The following is a 16,734-nucleotide window of genomic DNA, read 5'->3' as shown; positions in this document are numbered from 1 at the left end:
TTAGACGGTTTTCATACGGAGTGCAATCATTTTAGTTCGTCATTTTTAGCTCCCCAAAAAAGTATAAGGTAAAGAAAACACCGTCTCTGCTTAGAGAAACGGTGTCCCAAAGTATGGATTTATTTCTTAGTCGTGGTCGGAACGGTCGGTACAACTGGTGCTTGGCCAGGGAAGTAGCTGTTTACGGCATGATCTTTCTTCTTCTCATTTACCTTCTCATCCGCTACGGCTGTCTTCACTTTTTCAATTTCAGCATTCAATTCCTCAAGGTTAACACCTTTCTTGACCAATTCTTCTGTAGCAAGTTGGATGGCTTTGTTTGATTCGTCAAGAGAAATCCTTAATGAATCCATTGAACCTTGTGGGTTATGGAATCCAGCTGAATTTTCCGCTGCAATAATATCCCAGAACCATTGACCCTTACGGACATGCTCCTGAGCCTCTTTAATCTTCGCTTGGCTGACACCTGATGTAATCATTTTATTGACATAGTAATGAGCACTAGTTGAAGTATCTTGAGCTTCATGCAAGGCTTTTACGTTGGCATCTTGAATCTCAATTACGCGATCTTTGAGCTTATCTAAGTCACGATCTCCATGGCACTGGCCACAAGATGTTTGCATCGTTTTAAGTGGTGACGTCCACCAGTGGGAGGAAATCTTTCTCTTACCATCTACGCGCTCATAAGGCATATGACAGTCGGCACAAGCTACATTTGCTTTTCCATGTGTACCGGAAGAGGCAGTTTCAAACTCAGGGTGCTGTGCTTTTAAAATCGGCGTTCCAGAAATATTGCTGATATAGTCCTTTTCAAAGCCGTTTTCCTTGGCAATGGTACTGTAGTATTCATACATTTCATCTGGCTTGAAGCCTTTTGTCCATGGGAAGGTTACTTCACTATTTTTCGCAGAGAAATAATACTCGACATGGCACTGGCCGCAAACATAGCTGCGCATATCGTTTTTCGTCGGTTTGGAAACATCTACGCCCTTAGCTTTTAAAGCTTTATAGAAGCTTGGTCGGGTAACCCGTAAATCCATGGTTTTCGGATCATGACAGTCAGAACAGCCAATTGGTGAGTGGCCCATCGCCTCTCCCTTGGGCCAAATATCTTTATTAAAATTGGCGCCCCAATAGCTGTCTCCCATCTCCTTAATCATTTGTGGAACTGCTGTAGATTTACATGTATAACAGGAACCTACAGACTTATCGGTTATCCGCTTCACACTGCGGATATCCTCTAATGCATAAACGTGGCCGCGGTCTTCATTGTACTCAGTTGCAAAACCATAACCATTGAACAAAATCGGCAACAGCGGCTCTTTATCCGGATCATATTTACTTCGTTTGACGGAACCGCCGTATTTGGTATCCTCCATTTTTTTATTTTTCATATAGCTATTGTATTGCAATGGAAATAAGTTTTTAAATGCCTCATTGTTTATCTCATTTTCTGAGAGCCCTGTCGTCTTCTTGCCTGCCGCATTGGCTGTCTTTTCACTTGCTGTATCTTTACTGCAGCCAGTAATGACTAAAACAAAAGCCAGCAGGAGAAGAATTGCCCCGTTACGGAACTTTCTCATTCTTAATATCCTCCCTTATTTTCTAATAACTCCCCTGATTTAGGCGGCTCATTAAAATGACTATCCTTAAAGCCTTTGCCGTGCGGTACAGTTTTGTGACAAGATGTACAGCTATCCTTCGCATCGTGCGAGATGTTTGTCAGCGTACTCTTATGACAGGAGATACAGTTATCATTCATAATGCTTTTCGTTCGTTCCGTTGCATGGATCTCTTGCGGAATCTTCTCTGTGCCAAGAGTGTTATAGTAAATATGAGTCATACCCGCACGACCTTTGAAAAATAACTTTCCCATTTCGCTCTTATGCGGTAAATGACAATCATTACACTGAAGTTCCGCGTGAGTAGAATCCATGAATGAAGTGTACTGAGACTGCATCGTATGGCAATTTTGACAGAAGCCCGGTGAATCAAGATAAGCCAGGGTTTTTACGGTTGAAAACGATAAAAACACGCCAATGAGAACTGCCAGCACTACTAAAAACTTTTTGTCAATTTTCAGCAGCTTTTTAAACATTTCTTCACCTCCCATAGATTTTGTTTTCTCTCTCTGTGTATGTATTAAAGTACTCTCGTACCCTAATCCCTTAATTAGGAAAACTAGTTCTTTCTTCTTTTTATCAAAACGGCCAGGGCTCCAATGGATAAGACACTAACCCCTCCAAATGCACCAATAGCAAGGTGATTAATCTGACTAACATTATTTCTTTTGTTCAAATTTTTTGATTGCTGCAGCTCCAGGACTGTTTTTGTTTCTAGCCGTTTATAGGTAAGTTTGAAGTTTTTTTCGGTGCCGTCTTTTACATTTTGGAAGTGATAAGCAAAGGATTTTTTTCCATCAGCATGACTTTTCTCCTCGGGTGCAGGTGTCAGCTTCCACTTTTTTGCTTGATTAGGTTGGGTAAAGTAAACATTGACCAAGCCAATATCGGCAAAACTGGTAAAATGGTAAGTCAGCGATTTATCGTCATGATTCACTTGTAAGCTATCTGTATAATACTCAATGACAAATTTGTAGAGTTCTTGAGGTGGGATTTCATTACTTGTTGTCCAGGAGATTGTTCCTTTTTCACGATCAATCGAATATTCAATTTCATTGGTTTTTGTCAAATCACTTGAATAGTCGGCCACATAACCAATCCGGAAATTTTTCTCCTTTATTGGCAGCGGTATTTCAATCAGCCCTTTCTGTGGGTGATCTGAATTGTTGACCATCGATCCTTGATAGCCGATTAACAGAGGGGCATGGTTCTTTTTTTTATCATTTGGATGGTAGGTATATTCTGGCATCACCTGAATCGAAAGTTCTTCCATGCCTAAGACATTGGAAGACTCTTCAGCAAAGCAGGCGGAAGGGCTTACAACAGCAAATAGGATTAAAATAATATAGATTATTTTTTTCATACGTAATTCTCCCTAAAAAATAATGATGGATAAAATGTGAACACCTTCACATAAATTATGAAAAGGGTTAGGGAACCGCCGAATTGATCCGGTTCGCCTAACGGAAAAAGGGGGTTTTTGAATGAGCTTTCGTAAAATCCTTACTCTATTTAAACCATGTAAAAGAATCCCATTCCGTGACCAAAATCACAAAGTAATAATCAGATTTTGCTAATATGTGAACATAAATTTCCTGTATTTACAATTTGTATTTAGTGAGAAATTTAATTTTTAGGGATTAATTCCCACTTCTTAATAAAAAAATCTCCCAACAATTTGTTGAGAGATTTTTTGAAAAATTTATGAAGATTGATCTTTTTCTTGATGAAATTTCGATTTTACTGGTTGACCGCCGCTATTTTCATATTTCTTTTTAGACTGCTTTACTAAATCGATATCCTGCCCTAATTCAAGATCTTGATTATTAATGCCGTTTCTTGTTTTTTGTTCCGGGTTTTGTTGTTTGGATCGCTTTTTCAAAACGGTTTCCTCCTACCCTTCTAAAATCATACTGTTTTGAAGTTGCTGAATTTGAAGTCTCATACGATGAAGCTGATCTCGCTGCTGTGAATTCGCACTATGGGCTATTTTGCAAATATCCTGGTAGGTTTGCTCCAACCGCTGCAAAGCCTGAGTATAATCATCGTTATTGTAATGCTCTTGCATACTGCTTTGCTTAAATTGCTCCTCCGCATAGCGAACCGTATCTTCTACCTGCTGCATTAAGTCTTCCATCGAATCTCGAGTAGCCATCTCATGGACCCCCTTCATGATGTTGAAATCTGCAAAATGAAGCGCACTGCTTCATTTCTTATTTTGTTCCGCACACTTTTTCCTATAACATCGATTCTTTAATAATTATTGGGAATTTTGCATGAAAGAATTACATTTGGATATGCATCATGCTTCATGTTAAAATAAACCTTATGCTTATTCTAATAAAGGAGGTTTTCTGAGAATGCTTCAGACTAAACCTTTTCCATATGCTTCTGATGACAAACGCTATCATACTTGGAATTATCATCTTCGCCAGCAATTTGGCCATAAGGTTTTTAAAATAGCTCTTGATGGCGGCTTTGATTGTCCAAACCGTGACGGTACAGTTGCCCATGGCGGCTGCACATTTTGCAGTGCAGCGGGGTCAGGTGATTATGCTGGCAATCGTGCAGAGTCCCTTGAAAAACAGTTCAGTGACATCAAGGAAAAGATGCATACCAAGTGGAAAGACGGCAAATATATGGCTTATTTCCAGGCCTTTACAAACACTCATGCACCTGTTGAGATCCTTAAAGAAAAATATGAAACAGTGTTAAAACAAGATGGGGTAGTGGGTCTGTCAATTGCCACTCGTCCTGATTGTCTCCCTGATGATGTTGTGGAATATTTGGCGGAATTAAATGAAAGAACCTATTTATGGGTGGAGCTTGGCCTACAAACTGTTCATGAACGAACGGCAATGTTAATTAACCGTGCCCATGATTTCCAATGCTATGTGGATGGGGTAAATAAGCTTAGAAAACACGGAATTCGGATTTGTTCGCACCTCATAAACGGTCTTCCGCTTGAAAACTACGACATGATGATGGAAACCGCACGTGAGGTTGCAAAATTAGATGTTCAAGGTATTAAAATCCACCTGCTTCACTTATTAAAGGGAACACCAATGGTTAAGCAATATGAAAAAGGCATGCTTGAGTTTCTCTCACAAGAGGACTATGTAAATTTAGTATGTGACCAACTCGAAATTTTACCACCTGAAATGATTGTGCACCGGATCACCGGGGATGGACCAATTGACCTGATGGTTGGCCCAATGTGGAGCGTAAACAAGTGGGAAGTTTTGAACGCCATTGATGCTGAGTTAAAAAGGCGTGACAGCTGGCAAGGAAAAAGGTACGTAAAGTAAAGGGGGAAATCAAACAATGAAACTGGATCGAGTTCTTCCCTATGCTAAAATATTACTTGAAAAAGCAGTCAAACCGGGCGATGCGGTTGTAGATGCGACTATCGGAAATGGCTATGATACGGTTTACTTAGCGGATCTCGTTGGCGAAAATGGCCAAGTGTACGGGTTTGATGTTCAGGAACAGGCATTTATTACTACCCAAGATCGCTTAAAGCAATCTGGCTTACTAGACCGAGTAACGTTATTCGTTGATGGTCATGAAAAGGCAGCTAACCTTATTCCTCCCATTCATCACGGAAGGATTAGCGGGGCCATTTTTAATCTTGGTTATCTTCCCGGCAGTGATAAATCGGTGGTAACTCAGCCGGAAACAACCATTGAAGCCATTAAGCAGCTGCTGCAGATTATGGCACCTGAAGGAATAATGGTGTTGGTGATCTACCACGGACATGATGAAGGTGCGGTTGAAAGAGATGCTTTGCTGCAATTTTGCCGCAGCTTGGACCAAAAAACGGCACATGTTCTTCAGTATCAATTTATCAATCAACAAAATAACCCGCCATTTATTGTGGCGATCGAAAAACGATAAAAACCAGGCTGTGGCCTGGTTTTTATTTCATCATTCTTAAAACAAAGGAAGGCACTGCCCTCTGAAAAGAACGATACATTAATCCGTTGAAGTAAAAGAAATAGCTAACCCAGCCGCCGGACTTAATAATTTTTTTCGCTAATTTTCTTACTTCTTTTTGTTTTCTTACCTTTGAATCCGATAGGTAAATCCCCAGCAGTCCACGGTTAATTAATCGATGAAATTGTTTGTGCGGAAGGAAATCGGTATGCTTGTCTGCTTCAGTCACAAAGTGCTTTAATCTGTTGAAGAGTGTTTCTTGATTTTTATAATAGGCACAAAAATTTAAATCCCCGCCAACAATATCTTCTTCTTGATCGATAAAATAGTCCAAAAGAATATGCAAACCTTGGATATAGGGAAAATATCCTTTCCGTATATTTTCGGCATCCTCCGCTTTAAAATCGTTGCGGAAAGCATAAGAAACGAGGCAAAATATTCCCAATGTAGAGCCTGAACAAGCTGAAAACTCATACCATTCCATTTCGGGCAGTCCAGTTTGATAATCGCGAAACCACCTTTCCAAACGGGGCACCCGTTCTTCCAGCTTTACATGCTTGTGGATTTGCAAATCACAATAATAATGACAAAGCTCCAATAAATAATCCTTAATTATGTCATAATTTTCCAGCTCCTGCAGCAGGGAGCGACATGTACCTGATAACTCATTCAAATAACCGTTATCATCCTGATCCTCACGCAACCGGTAATAATTTTGGGGCTCAGCATCAATATTAAGTGCATCCTTCATGGATTCATGCAAAGCCGCAAAATCATCCGGATCGAGTGAAGTACTTCGGTCACATAAATTATCTAAATAATCACTAATTGTCTGATAGGCGACAATAAATTGGATTGCTTTTTTGTACTGATCATTGGCAGTAATCGCCAAAATGGAACCACCTTCACAATGAAAGGTTTTATGCTCAATACTTGCCAAAGCTTGTTTTCTTAGCTCTGGATTAGGAATTTGTGCAGCACGGCTTTTCCAATAAGCCAATTCTTTATGTGCTGCTGGAAGTATTTTTCGGTAAACCCTGGACATGAGGGTGAATGGCATCATGGCAAATAACACCCTTTCTACACAATATAGCCAATTGCTTTGAGCTGACTCATGACAAAATCCTTCGCGTATTCAAATACTTCTTCACGTTCAGGTTCATTAAAAATTTCATGATAGCATTTTGGCCATTCTTTAAATCTTTTTTCCGATAAAGGTACAAAATTAAACCATTCCCTTACTGGCACTTTATTTACAATCTTATCAGCCCCTGCTTGCATGACCAGCATTGGAACGTCCTTTGTATGTTCAATTTCTTGAAAGGCCTGCTTTATTGCCTCAACCAATTCACGATACCATCTAATGGAAACTTTTGTCACGTAAAGTGTATCGTTGGAGTCGGCTTCTCTGACTTCATCGTTTCTCGTTGCCATTTGCACGGTAAGCCCGGTATTCATTCTTAGCGAAGGAAAAACAATATTTAATAAATAAGATAACAGCTCGATTAATTTAGGCTGTTTATTAACCAAGCCTAAACATGGTGATGAAAGAATCACACCGGCTATATTTACATTCTCTTCCTGCAATAATCGAATGGAAATCAGCCCCCCCATGCTATGCCCTAATAAGAATACAGGGAGGTCATAACGATAAGCTGCCTGGATCCAGTCCTTTACCTCAATTATGTACTCATCAAATGAATCAATATGACCGCGGCGGGATCTAGTCGTCATCCCTTGTCCGGGAAGGTCAGCCATAATGACATGGAAGCCTGAAGAACGCCACATCTCAATCAACCAACCATAGCGGCGATGATGTTCCATGGCTCCGTGAACAATCACGATTACTCCTTTTGCTCCCCCTTCTGCTTCCCATTTCCACATGATTTTATCCCCCTAGACTCAATAATTACAGAGTTGATCATTTTTGTATTTTATCATATTTTAAAAAAGAATCCTTTAGTTTTCGACTTTGCTTACTGATATTTATTTTTGAAAAATGGTGTTAAAATTCGGTAAAATATAATTACTTTTTCTAAAGGAGCGAACACAATGATATATCCTTATAAGGGCATTTATCCAAAGATAGCCGACAGCGTGTTTATTGCAGATTATGCAACCATTACCGGTGACGTGGAAATTGGTGAGGAATCCAGCGTCTGGTTTAACTCCGTCATTAGAGGCGATGTTGCCCCAACCAAAATTGGCAAAAAGGTTAATATTCAAGATAATTCCATCCTACATCAAAGCCCCAATAACCCGCTGATTTTAGAAGATGAAGTGACTATCGGCCATCAAGTAATCCTGCACAGCTGTACCATTCGAAAAGGTGCCCTCATTGGCATGGGCTCTATTATACTTGACCAGGCTGAAATTGGCGAGGGCGCGTTTATTGGGGCAGGAAGTCTTGTCCCCCAAGGAAAAAAAATTCCTCCTAATACCTTAGCATTTGGCAGACCGGCAAAAGTTATGAGAGAAATCACTCCGGAAGATCGAAAAGACATGAATAGAATTACTAGAGAATATGCGGAAAAGGCCCAATTTTATAAGTCCTGCCAACAAAAAAATTCTGATAAATAAGGATATGTAAAAAGCACCCAAAAATTTCTGGGTGCTTACTTTTTTAGTGTTGTACTGTTTCACGAACTTTATTTAGATCTTTTTCCAGTTGAAAGGAATAGACATTTTCAACATATATTTGATGCCATACCATAAACATCAGTACAGTCCAGATTTTCCGGCTGTTATCAGCTTTATCTAGACAATGGTCATCAAGAAGCTTTAATAAATAGGCTTTATTAAGTAAATGATCAGTCTGGCTTTCACGAATGATATTTTTAGCCCACTCATTCATTTCTGCCTTCAACCAATGGCGAATTGGTACAGGGAAACCAAGTTTCTTCCGGTTCAGGACATGGTCCGGTACAATGCCTTCTGCGGCTTTACGCAACACATACTTAGTGGTTCCATTTGCTGTTTTCAAACTGGTTGGAATTCTCGATGCTACCTCAAACACAGCTTTATCAAGGAAAGGTACACGAAGCTCCAATGAATGAGCCATCGTCATTTTATCAGCCTTCAGCAAAATGTCGCCGCGCATCCAAGTATGGATATCAATATATTGCATCCGGTCAACCGGATCGTACCCATTAGATTCAACATAAAGCGGTTTAGTGATATCCGTATATTTCAAGCCTTCACGATAAACGTTTAACAAGTCGCGCTTTTCCTCTTCTGTAAACATTTTGGCGTTCCCAATGTATCGTTCCTCCATTGGAGTTACACCACGCTCGATAAAGCTTTTTCCTTTTGTTCCTTCCGGCATCATATTGGCAATTCCCTTTAAGAGTACTTTGCCGATGCGAGGAATTTTATTGAACACTTCTAGAGATTGTGGCTCGCGATAAATATTATAACCGCCAAACAACTCATCTGCACCTTCTCCGGAAAGGACAACCGTTACATGCTTCCTTGCTTCACGTGCAACGAAATATAATGGGACACAAGCCGGATCTGCTAGTGGGTCATCCATATGCCACATGATTTTTGGAATCTCATTCATGTATTCTTGCGGTGAAATCACATAGCTAATGTTTTCTACACCAAGCTTTTCAGCGGTCTCCTTAGCGACATCAATTTCACTGAAACCATTGTGCTCAAATCCGACTGAAAATGTCTTAATCGCTGGATGGAACTCCTTGGCGATGGAAGCTATAATCGAAGAATCAATCCCGCCTGAAAGGAATGAACCAACCGGCACATCGCTGCGCATATGCATTTTCACAGAATCAAACATGACGTCACGAATTTCTTTTATAAAATCTGCTTCCGCTTTGTCCACAGGCTTAAAGTGTGCTTTCCAATATCTGTTCATCTTCATAGGCTCGCCAATTTTTTTCGTAAAATAATGGCCAGGCTCAAGCTTTCTAATACCTTCAGATAAGGTATCAGGCTCAGGGACAAATTGATAAGTTAAATAGTGCTGTAAGGCATCATAGTTTAAAACATCATTTTCAAGTGCCAGTAAAATACTTTTTTTCTCAGAGCCAAAGAAGGTTCTGTCTCCATCCTCCATATAAAAGAAAGGTTTAATTCCAAACGGATCTCTGGCACCGTAAAGGGTTTGCTCCTGTTTATCCCAAATGACAAAACCGAACATACCGCGCAGCTTTTCCACTGCTTTTTCTTTTAAATGGCTGTATAACGCTATGATCACTTCTGTATCGGAGCTTGTGGAGAAGGTTAAGCCCTCTTTAAGCAATTCCTCACGCAACTCTACATAGTTATAAATCTCGCCATTAAAAATAATCCAATAACGCTCATTCTCATAGGTTAGCGGCTGATGACCGGATTCTATGTCAATGATACTTAAACGGCGGAACCCAAATTGAATATGTTCATCATAAAAAAAGCCATCATCATCCGGGCCCCGGTGCGTAATAATATCATTCATATTTGTAAATAATTGTTTTTGCTCGTCACTGTAATTTTGCGGTTTGTCGTGTACACAACCAATAAAACCACACATTATGTACCACCTACTCCATTTTTCTAAAAATCCATTTAAAACATACCATCTAATACTACCACTTTTTTATTAAAATGGCACTGTGAACAAAAGGAATTTATGGATATTCTCATTTTTTGCCTTCTAAAGACCTATTTAAACATTCTATTCAGGCCCTAGGAATCACTGAACAAAAAAAAACCAAATACAAAATGGGAGTTACACCGTTTAGGTAACTCCCATCCATCATTATCGATTTCCTGCTTGCTCTCGTAATGCTTCCGCTTTATCTGTACGCTCCCATGGAAGATCTACATCTGCACGGCCAAAGTGTCCGTAGGCAGCTGTTTGTTTGTATATCGGGCGACGTAAATCCAGCATTTTAATGATGCCAGCAGGGCGAAGGTCGAAGGTCGCGTTGACTAGATCTACTAATATATCCTCGTTCACTTTGCCGGTACCAAACGTATCAATCGAAATCGATACTGGACGAGCCACACCAATGGCATAAGCAAGCTGAACTTCACATTTTTCAGCCAGACCTGCAGCGACAATATTCTTCGCAACATAGCGGGCGGCATAGGCTGCGGAACGGTCAACCTTTGTAGGATCTTTTCCGGAGAAAGCACCACCGCCATGGCGAGCATATCCTCCATAAGTATCTACTATAATTTTACGGCCTGTTAAACCAGCATCCCCTTGAGGTCCACCGATAACAAAGCGTCCTGTAGGGTTAATAAAGTACTTCGTGTTTTCATCAATTAATTCTTTTGGAACAACCGGATTGATGACATGTTCCTTGATATTACGTTGAATCTGTTCAAGCGTAATTTCCGGGTGATGCTGAGTGGAAATAACGATCGTATCGATTCGAACCGGCTTATCATTTTCATCGTATTCAACTGTAACTTGAGTTTTTCCATCCGGGCGAAGATAAGGAAGAATATCCTCCTTACGAACTTCTGCCAAACGTCGGGCAAGCTTATGTGCAAGGGATATTGGAAGTGGCATAAGTTCTTTTGTTTCGTTGCAGGCAAACCCAAACATTAACCCTTGGTCACCGGCACCGATTGCTTCAATTTCTTCTTCAGACATTAGACCTTCACGGGCTTCCAGGGCCTGATTGACACCCATGGCAATATCAGGGGACTGTTCATCAATAGATGTTAATACTGCACAAGTTTCAGAATCAAAGCCATATTTAGCACGATTGTAACCAATCTCTTTAATCGTTTCACGGACAATTTTTGGAATATCTACATAAGTAGAAGTTGTAATTTCTCCGGCAACTAGCACTAAACCAGTTGTAACCGACGTTTCAGCCGCAACACGGGCGTTAGCATCCTTTGCTAGAATAGCATCTAAAATGGAATCAGAAATTTGGTCACAAATTTTATCAGGATGACCTTCAGTTACTGATTCAGAAGTAAACAAACGACGTTTTGTTGACAATCTGAATTCCTCCTATTTAATAAAATAAGTGAAGTTAATTGTGCGGATATGAACATACCTGAACGCGTAACCTCGGATTTGATACGGAACTCATCCCTTATAGTATGAAATAAACTCAAGTTTTTTATGAAAAACTACATAAAAACTCAGCTGAAGTCTAAAGATGGTCATATAGTCTTATGTATGCTGCAAATTTTACCCAATAAAAAAACCTTTCCCAATGAGGAAAGGTTAATAGCAAAAGTTTGCGTTCCTTTCACTCTTATCGTTCAAGGACAAGCCTTGCAACAGGTTGAGCACCTTTGCATCGAATTTGAGATGAAATATCTCCATTTACATCGACTGCAGGTTGCTGGGTTTCATAGGGCCTGTCCCTCCACCAGCTCGGGATAAGAGAGTATCCGTTCAAATCAAAATCATAACACACCAAAGAATAAAGTCAATGGATTTTTAAGAAACTTTCTATAAATCATACATATCTCTTACTAGATTTCTATTCAAAATATTTAGTAAAATTATAAAATGGTACCTAATTTTATCAATTAGTATAGACTATTTATTTAAATATGTTATACTAATTATTATTAATATTACAAATATCAAAATTAAAATAAAGGAAGGTCTCATTAAATGAATTCTGTTCATGTCCCAAATGAATTAAAGCAGTTTCTGGAGGAAAGCCAGGCACATGTCCAATTATCCGTGCCGCAGTTAGTCGAGAAAATTTTGAGCCGAAACGAAGGATCCTTAACTGCATCGGGTGCAATTACGGTCTCTACTGGAAAGTATACAGGCCGTTCACCTCAAGATAAATTTACTGTATTTGAGCCATCAACTAAAGATAAAATCGCTTGGGGATCATTGAATCAACCGATTTCAGAAGAGGTATTTACTAAACTTTATCACAAAGTAATAGAATACTTAAAGCAAAAAGAAATTTTTGTGTTTAAGGGCTTCGCTGGTGCTGATAAAAAGTCGCGGTTACCGATTCAAGTCATCAATGAATTAGCATGGCATAATTTATTTGCCCATCAATTGTTCATCCGTCCAACTGAAGAGGAACTATTAACCCATGACTCGGAATTTACGGTGATTTCTGCCCCTTCCTTTAAAGCGGACCCAGCAGTTGACGGTACAAATTCAGAAACGTTTATTATTATTTCATTTGAACAGCGCATTGTGTTAATCGGCGGAACAGAATATGCTGGTGAAATGAAAAAATCAATTTTCTCTGTCATGAATTACTTATTGCCAGAAAACCATATCTTTTCCATGCATTGCTCGGCAAATGTGGGGCTTGAAGGGGATGTTGCCTTATTCTTCGGCTTATCCGGAACAGGGAAAACGACGCTTTCCGCTGATCCGAATCGCCGCCTAATTGGTGACGATGAGCATGGCTGGTCATCCAACGGGGTCTTCAATATTGAAGGCGGTTGCTATGCAAAATGTATCAACTTAAGTAGAGAGAAAGAACCGCAAATCTTTGATGCCATCCGTTTTGGTACAGTCCTTGAAAATGTGGTGATTAATCAAGAATCAAGAATTCCTGATTATGATGATGGAACATTAACAGAAAACACACGCGCAGCTTATCCTATTGATGCAATCGATAATATCGTACAGCCTAGCGTTGCAGGCCACCCAAATACGATTGTATTCCTAACAGCAGATGCTTTTGGAGTACTACCTCCGATTTCAAAATTAACAAAAGAACAAGCCATGTATCATTTCTTGAGCGGTTATACATCAAAGCTTGCTGGAACTGAGCGCGGAATTACTTCACCACAGGCAACCTTCTCCACATGCTTTGGTTCACCATTCCTACCTCTACCGGCACAGAGATATGCCGAAATGTTGGGTGAGAAAATTTTAGAACACAATGTTAATGTCTTCCTGGTCAATACAGGCTGGACTGGCGGCGAATATGGTGTCGGTAACCGTATGAAGCTTGCTTACACAAGAGCTATGATTCAAGCAGCCCTTGAAGGTGAATTAAATAATGTGGAAACAGTGCAGGATGACATTTTCGGATTGAATATTCCACTTCACATTGCTGGTGTTCCGGACGAAGTACTCCTACCATCGAAGACATGGCTAGATGCAAATGCCTATAAAGAAAAAGCCAAAGAATTAGCTGGCAAATTCCGTGACAACTTTAAAAAATTCGAAAACATCGATCCTAAAGTGGAAGAGCTTGGCGGACCGATTGCGTAATAACTACAAAAAATGCGATTCGATTATGAATCGCATTTTTATTTGTTTTCATCTATCGGCCTGCCTACATCAACAGACTGTGATTGGTTTAACACCGTAAATCGATATTTGCCACTTTTCTTAATTTGGAAATTCCCTTTGTACATGGAAATCTTTTTCCCGTCAGTTGTTGTAAAGTCGGTTTTTTCCTTAAAGGAAAAAGTCTCCGGCTCGGCCGTTTCTAATTGAAATACCTCTAATTGGATCTCGTTTGGGAGATGATCGCCTTCAACCTCTAAATAGACATCCTCATAAAAACCGGCATATATATCCTCTTCTGAGATTAATAAAGTAGAGTTGCCTATTGTGATATATGGTTTTTTTACATAAATAGAAAATTCACCAACCTGTTTCTTTTTACCGGAACTATTATAGACTGTAAAAATCAAATTCCATATCCCAGGGCTATCTAACTGTTTAAAGCTTGCTAGTGCATGGGCATCCGCCCCGTACATTCCTGCACCTAGTTCAGCATTATCCAAATGCAATTTAGCTCCTGTCTTGACATTGACAGCATCTATATTAAGAATTTGGTTTTGTTGAATGTCTTTCCCCCATAAAAAGATCATGATTTTCGCGAGTGAGCGATTATCGCGTGCCACCCATTCTTTTGGCGCTAATAAACTAACTTTATTTGGGATCCCGAAATTACTGTCTATATAGAGTGGCTTCCCTTCCTGATCAACCAACGCAAAATAATCAGCCTGAATTTCTTTTATGGGAGATGCACCCAAATTTTGCGAAGGATCTTGTTCAGAATAGCTAAAATACAAAAGCGGTCCAATAAAGGCAAGGAGGAGAACAGCGGCCAATGCACCGATTCTTTGTAGATTTATCAGCTTTTTCGGCCTTTTGGCCGCTGTTATTTTTTTTAACATTTCCGTCCTTTGTTTCGTGGTTAATTCATGCCTAGGAAACTCAGCCATCTTTTCCAGCAACTCTTTACCCGATAAATTGCTCAAAAAAATCTCCCTCCTTTAAGCGTTCATTTAATTTTTTTATCGCTCGTGAAAACGTCACATTCACCTTATTTTCCGTCCAGCCAAGAACCTGCCCTGTTTCTCGGGATGACAATTCTGCAATCCCCCTTAGTAAAATAACGTCTCTGTAATTGGGCTTTAGCTGGTCTATGGCTTCGTACAAATTGACATTTTCCATTTTTTGAAAAAATATGGTTTCCGTTTGTGACTCTCGGTGCTTTGCCGGCTCATTTTGAAGCTGCTCCTTCAATTTTTGCCAGATCGTTTTTTTTCGATATACATCAATCGCTGCATTTCGGGCAATGGAAATCAGCCATGTCTTAGGGCTCGATTCATGTTTAAAACCGCTCAATGCCCGATATGCCTGCAGGAATGTTTCCTGAACCAAATCCTCAACATCTGGTGAGCTGGTATAATAGACGAGGTAATTGGTGACATCCTTCTCATATTGAATAAACCATTTTTCGATTAAATCATTTTCCTCCACCCCTAGCCCTCCTCTCAATTGCATTTCTAAAAATAAGACGGGGATACCCGAAAAATCTTACACTTTTTTGCAAAAATAAAAAGCAGGTCTGTTACCCCCTGCTTAGTTCGTTGAATTTAATGAGATTAATTGGTATGTGATGGTGGTCAGGTTATTTTCCCATGTAACCTTTTTAATTAGCGCTGTACCACTGGAACTGCAATCCAAAGTTTTTCTAACATCAACTGGTATCTCAATCGGATAAAGACGATAACCTTCTTTTTCAAGCTCAAACAGATTTTCTTCAATCCGTTTTTCCCTGCCTTTTGTAACAATCAGTGTATTTAATTCAAGAGGCATTCCCATAAAATTCGCTCCTCTACTAGTTATATCTATATCTTATCATTATTTGCCATGTTTTTTCATCCACTTCGTTAAATCCTGGACGACTTTTCGATTGATTTCTGGAGGGAAGTAGTGGGTGAAGCCCTCAAAATACCAACATTCAACCGGTTTCTCAAGAGAGTTCAGCTGTCCTTCCAAACGGCGGGAATGCTCCACCGATACATTATGGTCATTCACTCCATGAATAATTAAAGTCGGGGGTTCGTATGATTCTAAATGGTACAGTGGTGTTCTTGACTGGTATTGTTCCGGTAGCTTTTCTGGCGTCCCTCCAATTACCCGTTTCATCATCCTTCTCAGGTCTTTTCGTTCTTGGTAGGTCAGACTCATATCACTGACGCCGCCCCATGTCACAAGCGAAGCAGCATCTGGAAATTGGATACCGGTTAACAAAGCCATGACACCGCCCCTTGAAAATCCAAAGATGTGGATGTTTTGGACTTGTGGTAGTGATTTTAGCAGTAGAAACGCCGAAAATGCATCCTCCCTATCTTCGCCTGCAAAATCCTCATTCCCCTCACCACCCTGGTTTCCCCGATAATACGGTGCAAAGACAATGAAACCTTCCTGCGCGAACTGAGCCACCCGGGCCGGGCGGACCTTGCCGACATTTTTAATGCCGCCCCTCAAATAGAGAAAACCCTCATGCGTCTTTTCCCCTTTAGGCTCCGCCAGCAACCCCTTTACTTTGAGCCCGTTGGAAAGATAGGTGATGATCTTTAATTCAACATTTGGATTAGGAGAGGGGAAACGTTGTATATTGATTATTTTGCCGTTTGATTTGTTCATTTTTGATGGTTCCTTTGTTTTATTTTTTTATGGTTTCTATAGCCCTGACAAAAATGCTCTTTTAGGTTTTCTTATGTAATTTTTGGGTCTATGCAGCGTTTATAAAGACCAGGCTAAGTTTTTATTGCCTGGGCGGGCTTTATGAAACATTCAGAACGACCAGGGCTCCTCTTTTTTTGCCTCAGCGGGCTTTATGAAGCATCTTGACTACGATCGATCTATTAATTTTTCTATTTAAGTCTTCAAGAAGGTCTGTTGGCGACTGGTTTCCTTGATTCTTATTATCTTCAGTCTTCAATAAGCCCTATTGGCGACCTTTCCCTT

The 16,734-nt window shown here is 40.0% G+C and carries 17 protein-coding genes and 1 riboswitch; of the genes, 4 read left to right on the top strand and 13 right to left on the bottom strand.

Translation table 11 applies throughout. The features are described 5' to 3' along the window. Positions 1-119: 119 nt before the first annotated feature. The 5 genes from V7083_RS00945 to V7083_RS00925 all read right to left on the bottom strand — a co-directional run bounded on the left by V7083_RS00945 (position 120) and on the right by V7083_RS00925 (position 3,777). Positions 120-1,583, bottom strand: a complete 1,464-nt coding sequence (locus tag V7083_RS00945) for an ammonia-forming cytochrome c nitrite reductase subunit c552 (RefSeq protein ID WP_335474402.1) — start codon at positions 1,581-1,583, stop codon at positions 120-122. Positions 1,584-1,585: 2 nt separating this feature from the next. Further along, positions 1,586-2,098, bottom strand: a complete 513-nt coding sequence (locus tag V7083_RS00940) for a NapC/NirT family cytochrome c (protein ID WP_335474400.1) — start codon at positions 2,096-2,098, stop codon at positions 1,586-1,588. An 83-nt stretch (positions 2,099-2,181) separates the two neighbouring features. Continuing rightward, positions 2,182-2,985 carry a hypothetical protein gene (locus V7083_RS00935; protein WP_335474398.1) on the bottom strand — a complete coding sequence of 268 codons (804 nt, stop codon included), beginning with the start codon at positions 2,983-2,985 and terminating at the stop codon, positions 2,182-2,184. 339 nt (positions 2,986-3,324) lie between these two features. Then, positions 3,325-3,504 (bottom strand): glycogen biosynthesis protein GlgD, encoded by a 180-nt coding sequence (locus V7083_RS00930; RefSeq protein WP_335474396.1) that lies wholly within the window; start codon positions 3,502-3,504, stop codon positions 3,325-3,327. A 12-nt stretch (positions 3,505-3,516) separates the two neighbouring features. Next, complete coding sequence (locus V7083_RS00925; protein WP_335474393.1) at positions 3,517-3,777, bottom strand: YtzC family protein; 261 nt, start codon at positions 3,775-3,777, stop codon at positions 3,517-3,519. 205 nt (positions 3,778-3,982) lie between these two features. Between V7083_RS00925 and V7083_RS00920 the strand changes: the two genes are divergently transcribed. Beyond that, the gene (locus tag V7083_RS00920; protein WP_335474391.1) at positions 3,983-4,930 is read left to right on the top strand and encodes a TIGR01212 family radical SAM protein; all 948 of its coding nucleotides are present in this window, start codon (positions 3,983-3,985) and stop codon (positions 4,928-4,930) included. 16 nt (positions 4,931-4,946) lie between these two features. Then, on the top strand, positions 4,947-5,519 hold the full coding sequence (locus V7083_RS00915) for a class I SAM-dependent methyltransferase (RefSeq protein WP_335474389.1): 573 nt from the start codon (positions 4,947-4,949) through the stop codon (positions 5,517-5,519). Positions 5,520-5,541: 22 nt separating this feature from the next. Here V7083_RS00915 and V7083_RS00910 read toward each other — a convergent pair whose 3' ends face one another. Together V7083_RS00910 and V7083_RS00905 are read right to left on the bottom strand one after the other, a co-directional pair. Then, complete coding sequence (locus tag V7083_RS00910; protein WP_335474387.1) at positions 5,542-6,621, bottom strand: tetraprenyl-beta-curcumene synthase family protein; 1,080 nt, start codon at positions 6,619-6,621, stop codon at positions 5,542-5,544. 17 nt (positions 6,622-6,638) lie between these two features. Next, entirely contained in the window at positions 6,639-7,442 is an 804-nt protein-coding gene (locus tag V7083_RS00905; RefSeq protein WP_335474385.1) for an alpha/beta hydrolase, read from the bottom strand. A gap of 168 nt (positions 7,443-7,610) precedes the next feature. Between V7083_RS00905 and V7083_RS00900 the strand changes: the two genes are divergently transcribed. Next, positions 7,611-8,138: a gamma carbonic anhydrase gene (locus tag V7083_RS00900; RefSeq protein ID WP_335474383.1), complete on the top strand. Its 528-nt coding sequence runs from the start codon at positions 7,611-7,613 to the stop codon at positions 8,136-8,138. Positions 8,139-8,181: 43 nt separating this feature from the next. Here the strand turns inward: V7083_RS00900 and asnB are convergent, their stop codons facing one another. Next, positions 8,182-10,086: an asparagine synthase (glutamine-hydrolyzing) gene (gene asnB / locus V7083_RS00895; protein ID WP_335474381.1), complete on the bottom strand. Its 1,905-nt coding sequence runs from the start codon at positions 10,084-10,086 to the stop codon at positions 8,182-8,184. A 228-nt stretch (positions 10,087-10,314) separates the two neighbouring features. Then, complete coding sequence (gene metK, locus V7083_RS00890; protein WP_335474378.1) at positions 10,315-11,517, bottom strand: methionine adenosyltransferase; 1,203 nt, start codon at positions 11,515-11,517, stop codon at positions 10,315-10,317. A 259-nt stretch (positions 11,518-11,776) separates the two neighbouring features. Continuing rightward, a riboswitch (SAM riboswitch) is annotated at positions 11,777-11,913 on the bottom strand. Positions 11,914-12,147: 234 nt separating this feature from the next. Between metK and pckA the strand changes: the two genes are divergently transcribed. After that, positions 12,148-13,731 carry a phosphoenolpyruvate carboxykinase (ATP) gene (gene pckA, locus V7083_RS00885; protein WP_335474376.1) on the top strand — a complete coding sequence of 528 codons (1,584 nt, stop codon included), beginning with the start codon at positions 12,148-12,150 and terminating at the stop codon, positions 13,729-13,731. A gap of 38 nt (positions 13,732-13,769) precedes the next feature. Here pckA and V7083_RS00880 read toward each other — a convergent pair whose 3' ends face one another. The 4 genes from V7083_RS00880 to V7083_RS00865 form a co-directional block, all read right to left on the bottom strand. Beyond that, the gene (locus V7083_RS00880) at positions 13,770-14,732 is read right to left on the bottom strand and encodes a hypothetical protein (RefSeq protein WP_335474374.1); all 963 of its coding nucleotides are present in this window, start codon (positions 14,730-14,732) and stop codon (positions 13,770-13,772) included. Continuing rightward, positions 14,713-15,237, bottom strand: a complete 525-nt coding sequence (locus tag V7083_RS00875) for an RNA polymerase sigma factor (protein ID WP_335474372.1) — start codon at positions 15,235-15,237, stop codon at positions 14,713-14,715. The genes V7083_RS00880 and V7083_RS00875 overlap by 20 nt, the downstream gene beginning before the upstream one ends. Positions 15,238-15,339: 102 nt before the next feature. After that, a complete protein-coding gene (locus V7083_RS00870) occupies positions 15,340-15,582 on the bottom strand; it encodes a DUF2584 domain-containing protein (RefSeq protein ID WP_335474370.1) in 243 nt (80 codons plus the stop codon). A 39-nt stretch (positions 15,583-15,621) separates the two neighbouring features. After that, positions 15,622-16,410 (bottom strand): alpha/beta hydrolase family protein, encoded by a 789-nt coding sequence (locus tag V7083_RS00865; protein WP_335474368.1) that lies wholly within the window; start codon positions 16,408-16,410, stop codon positions 15,622-15,624. Positions 16,411-16,734: the final 324 nt, after the last annotated feature.

The organism is Bacillus sp. JJ1764 (genome assembly GCF_036962145.1).
Lineage (GTDB): Bacteria > Bacillota > Bacilli > Bacillales > Cytobacillaceae > Neobacillus.
This window is presented reverse-complemented; position numbering and strand designations above follow the sequence as displayed.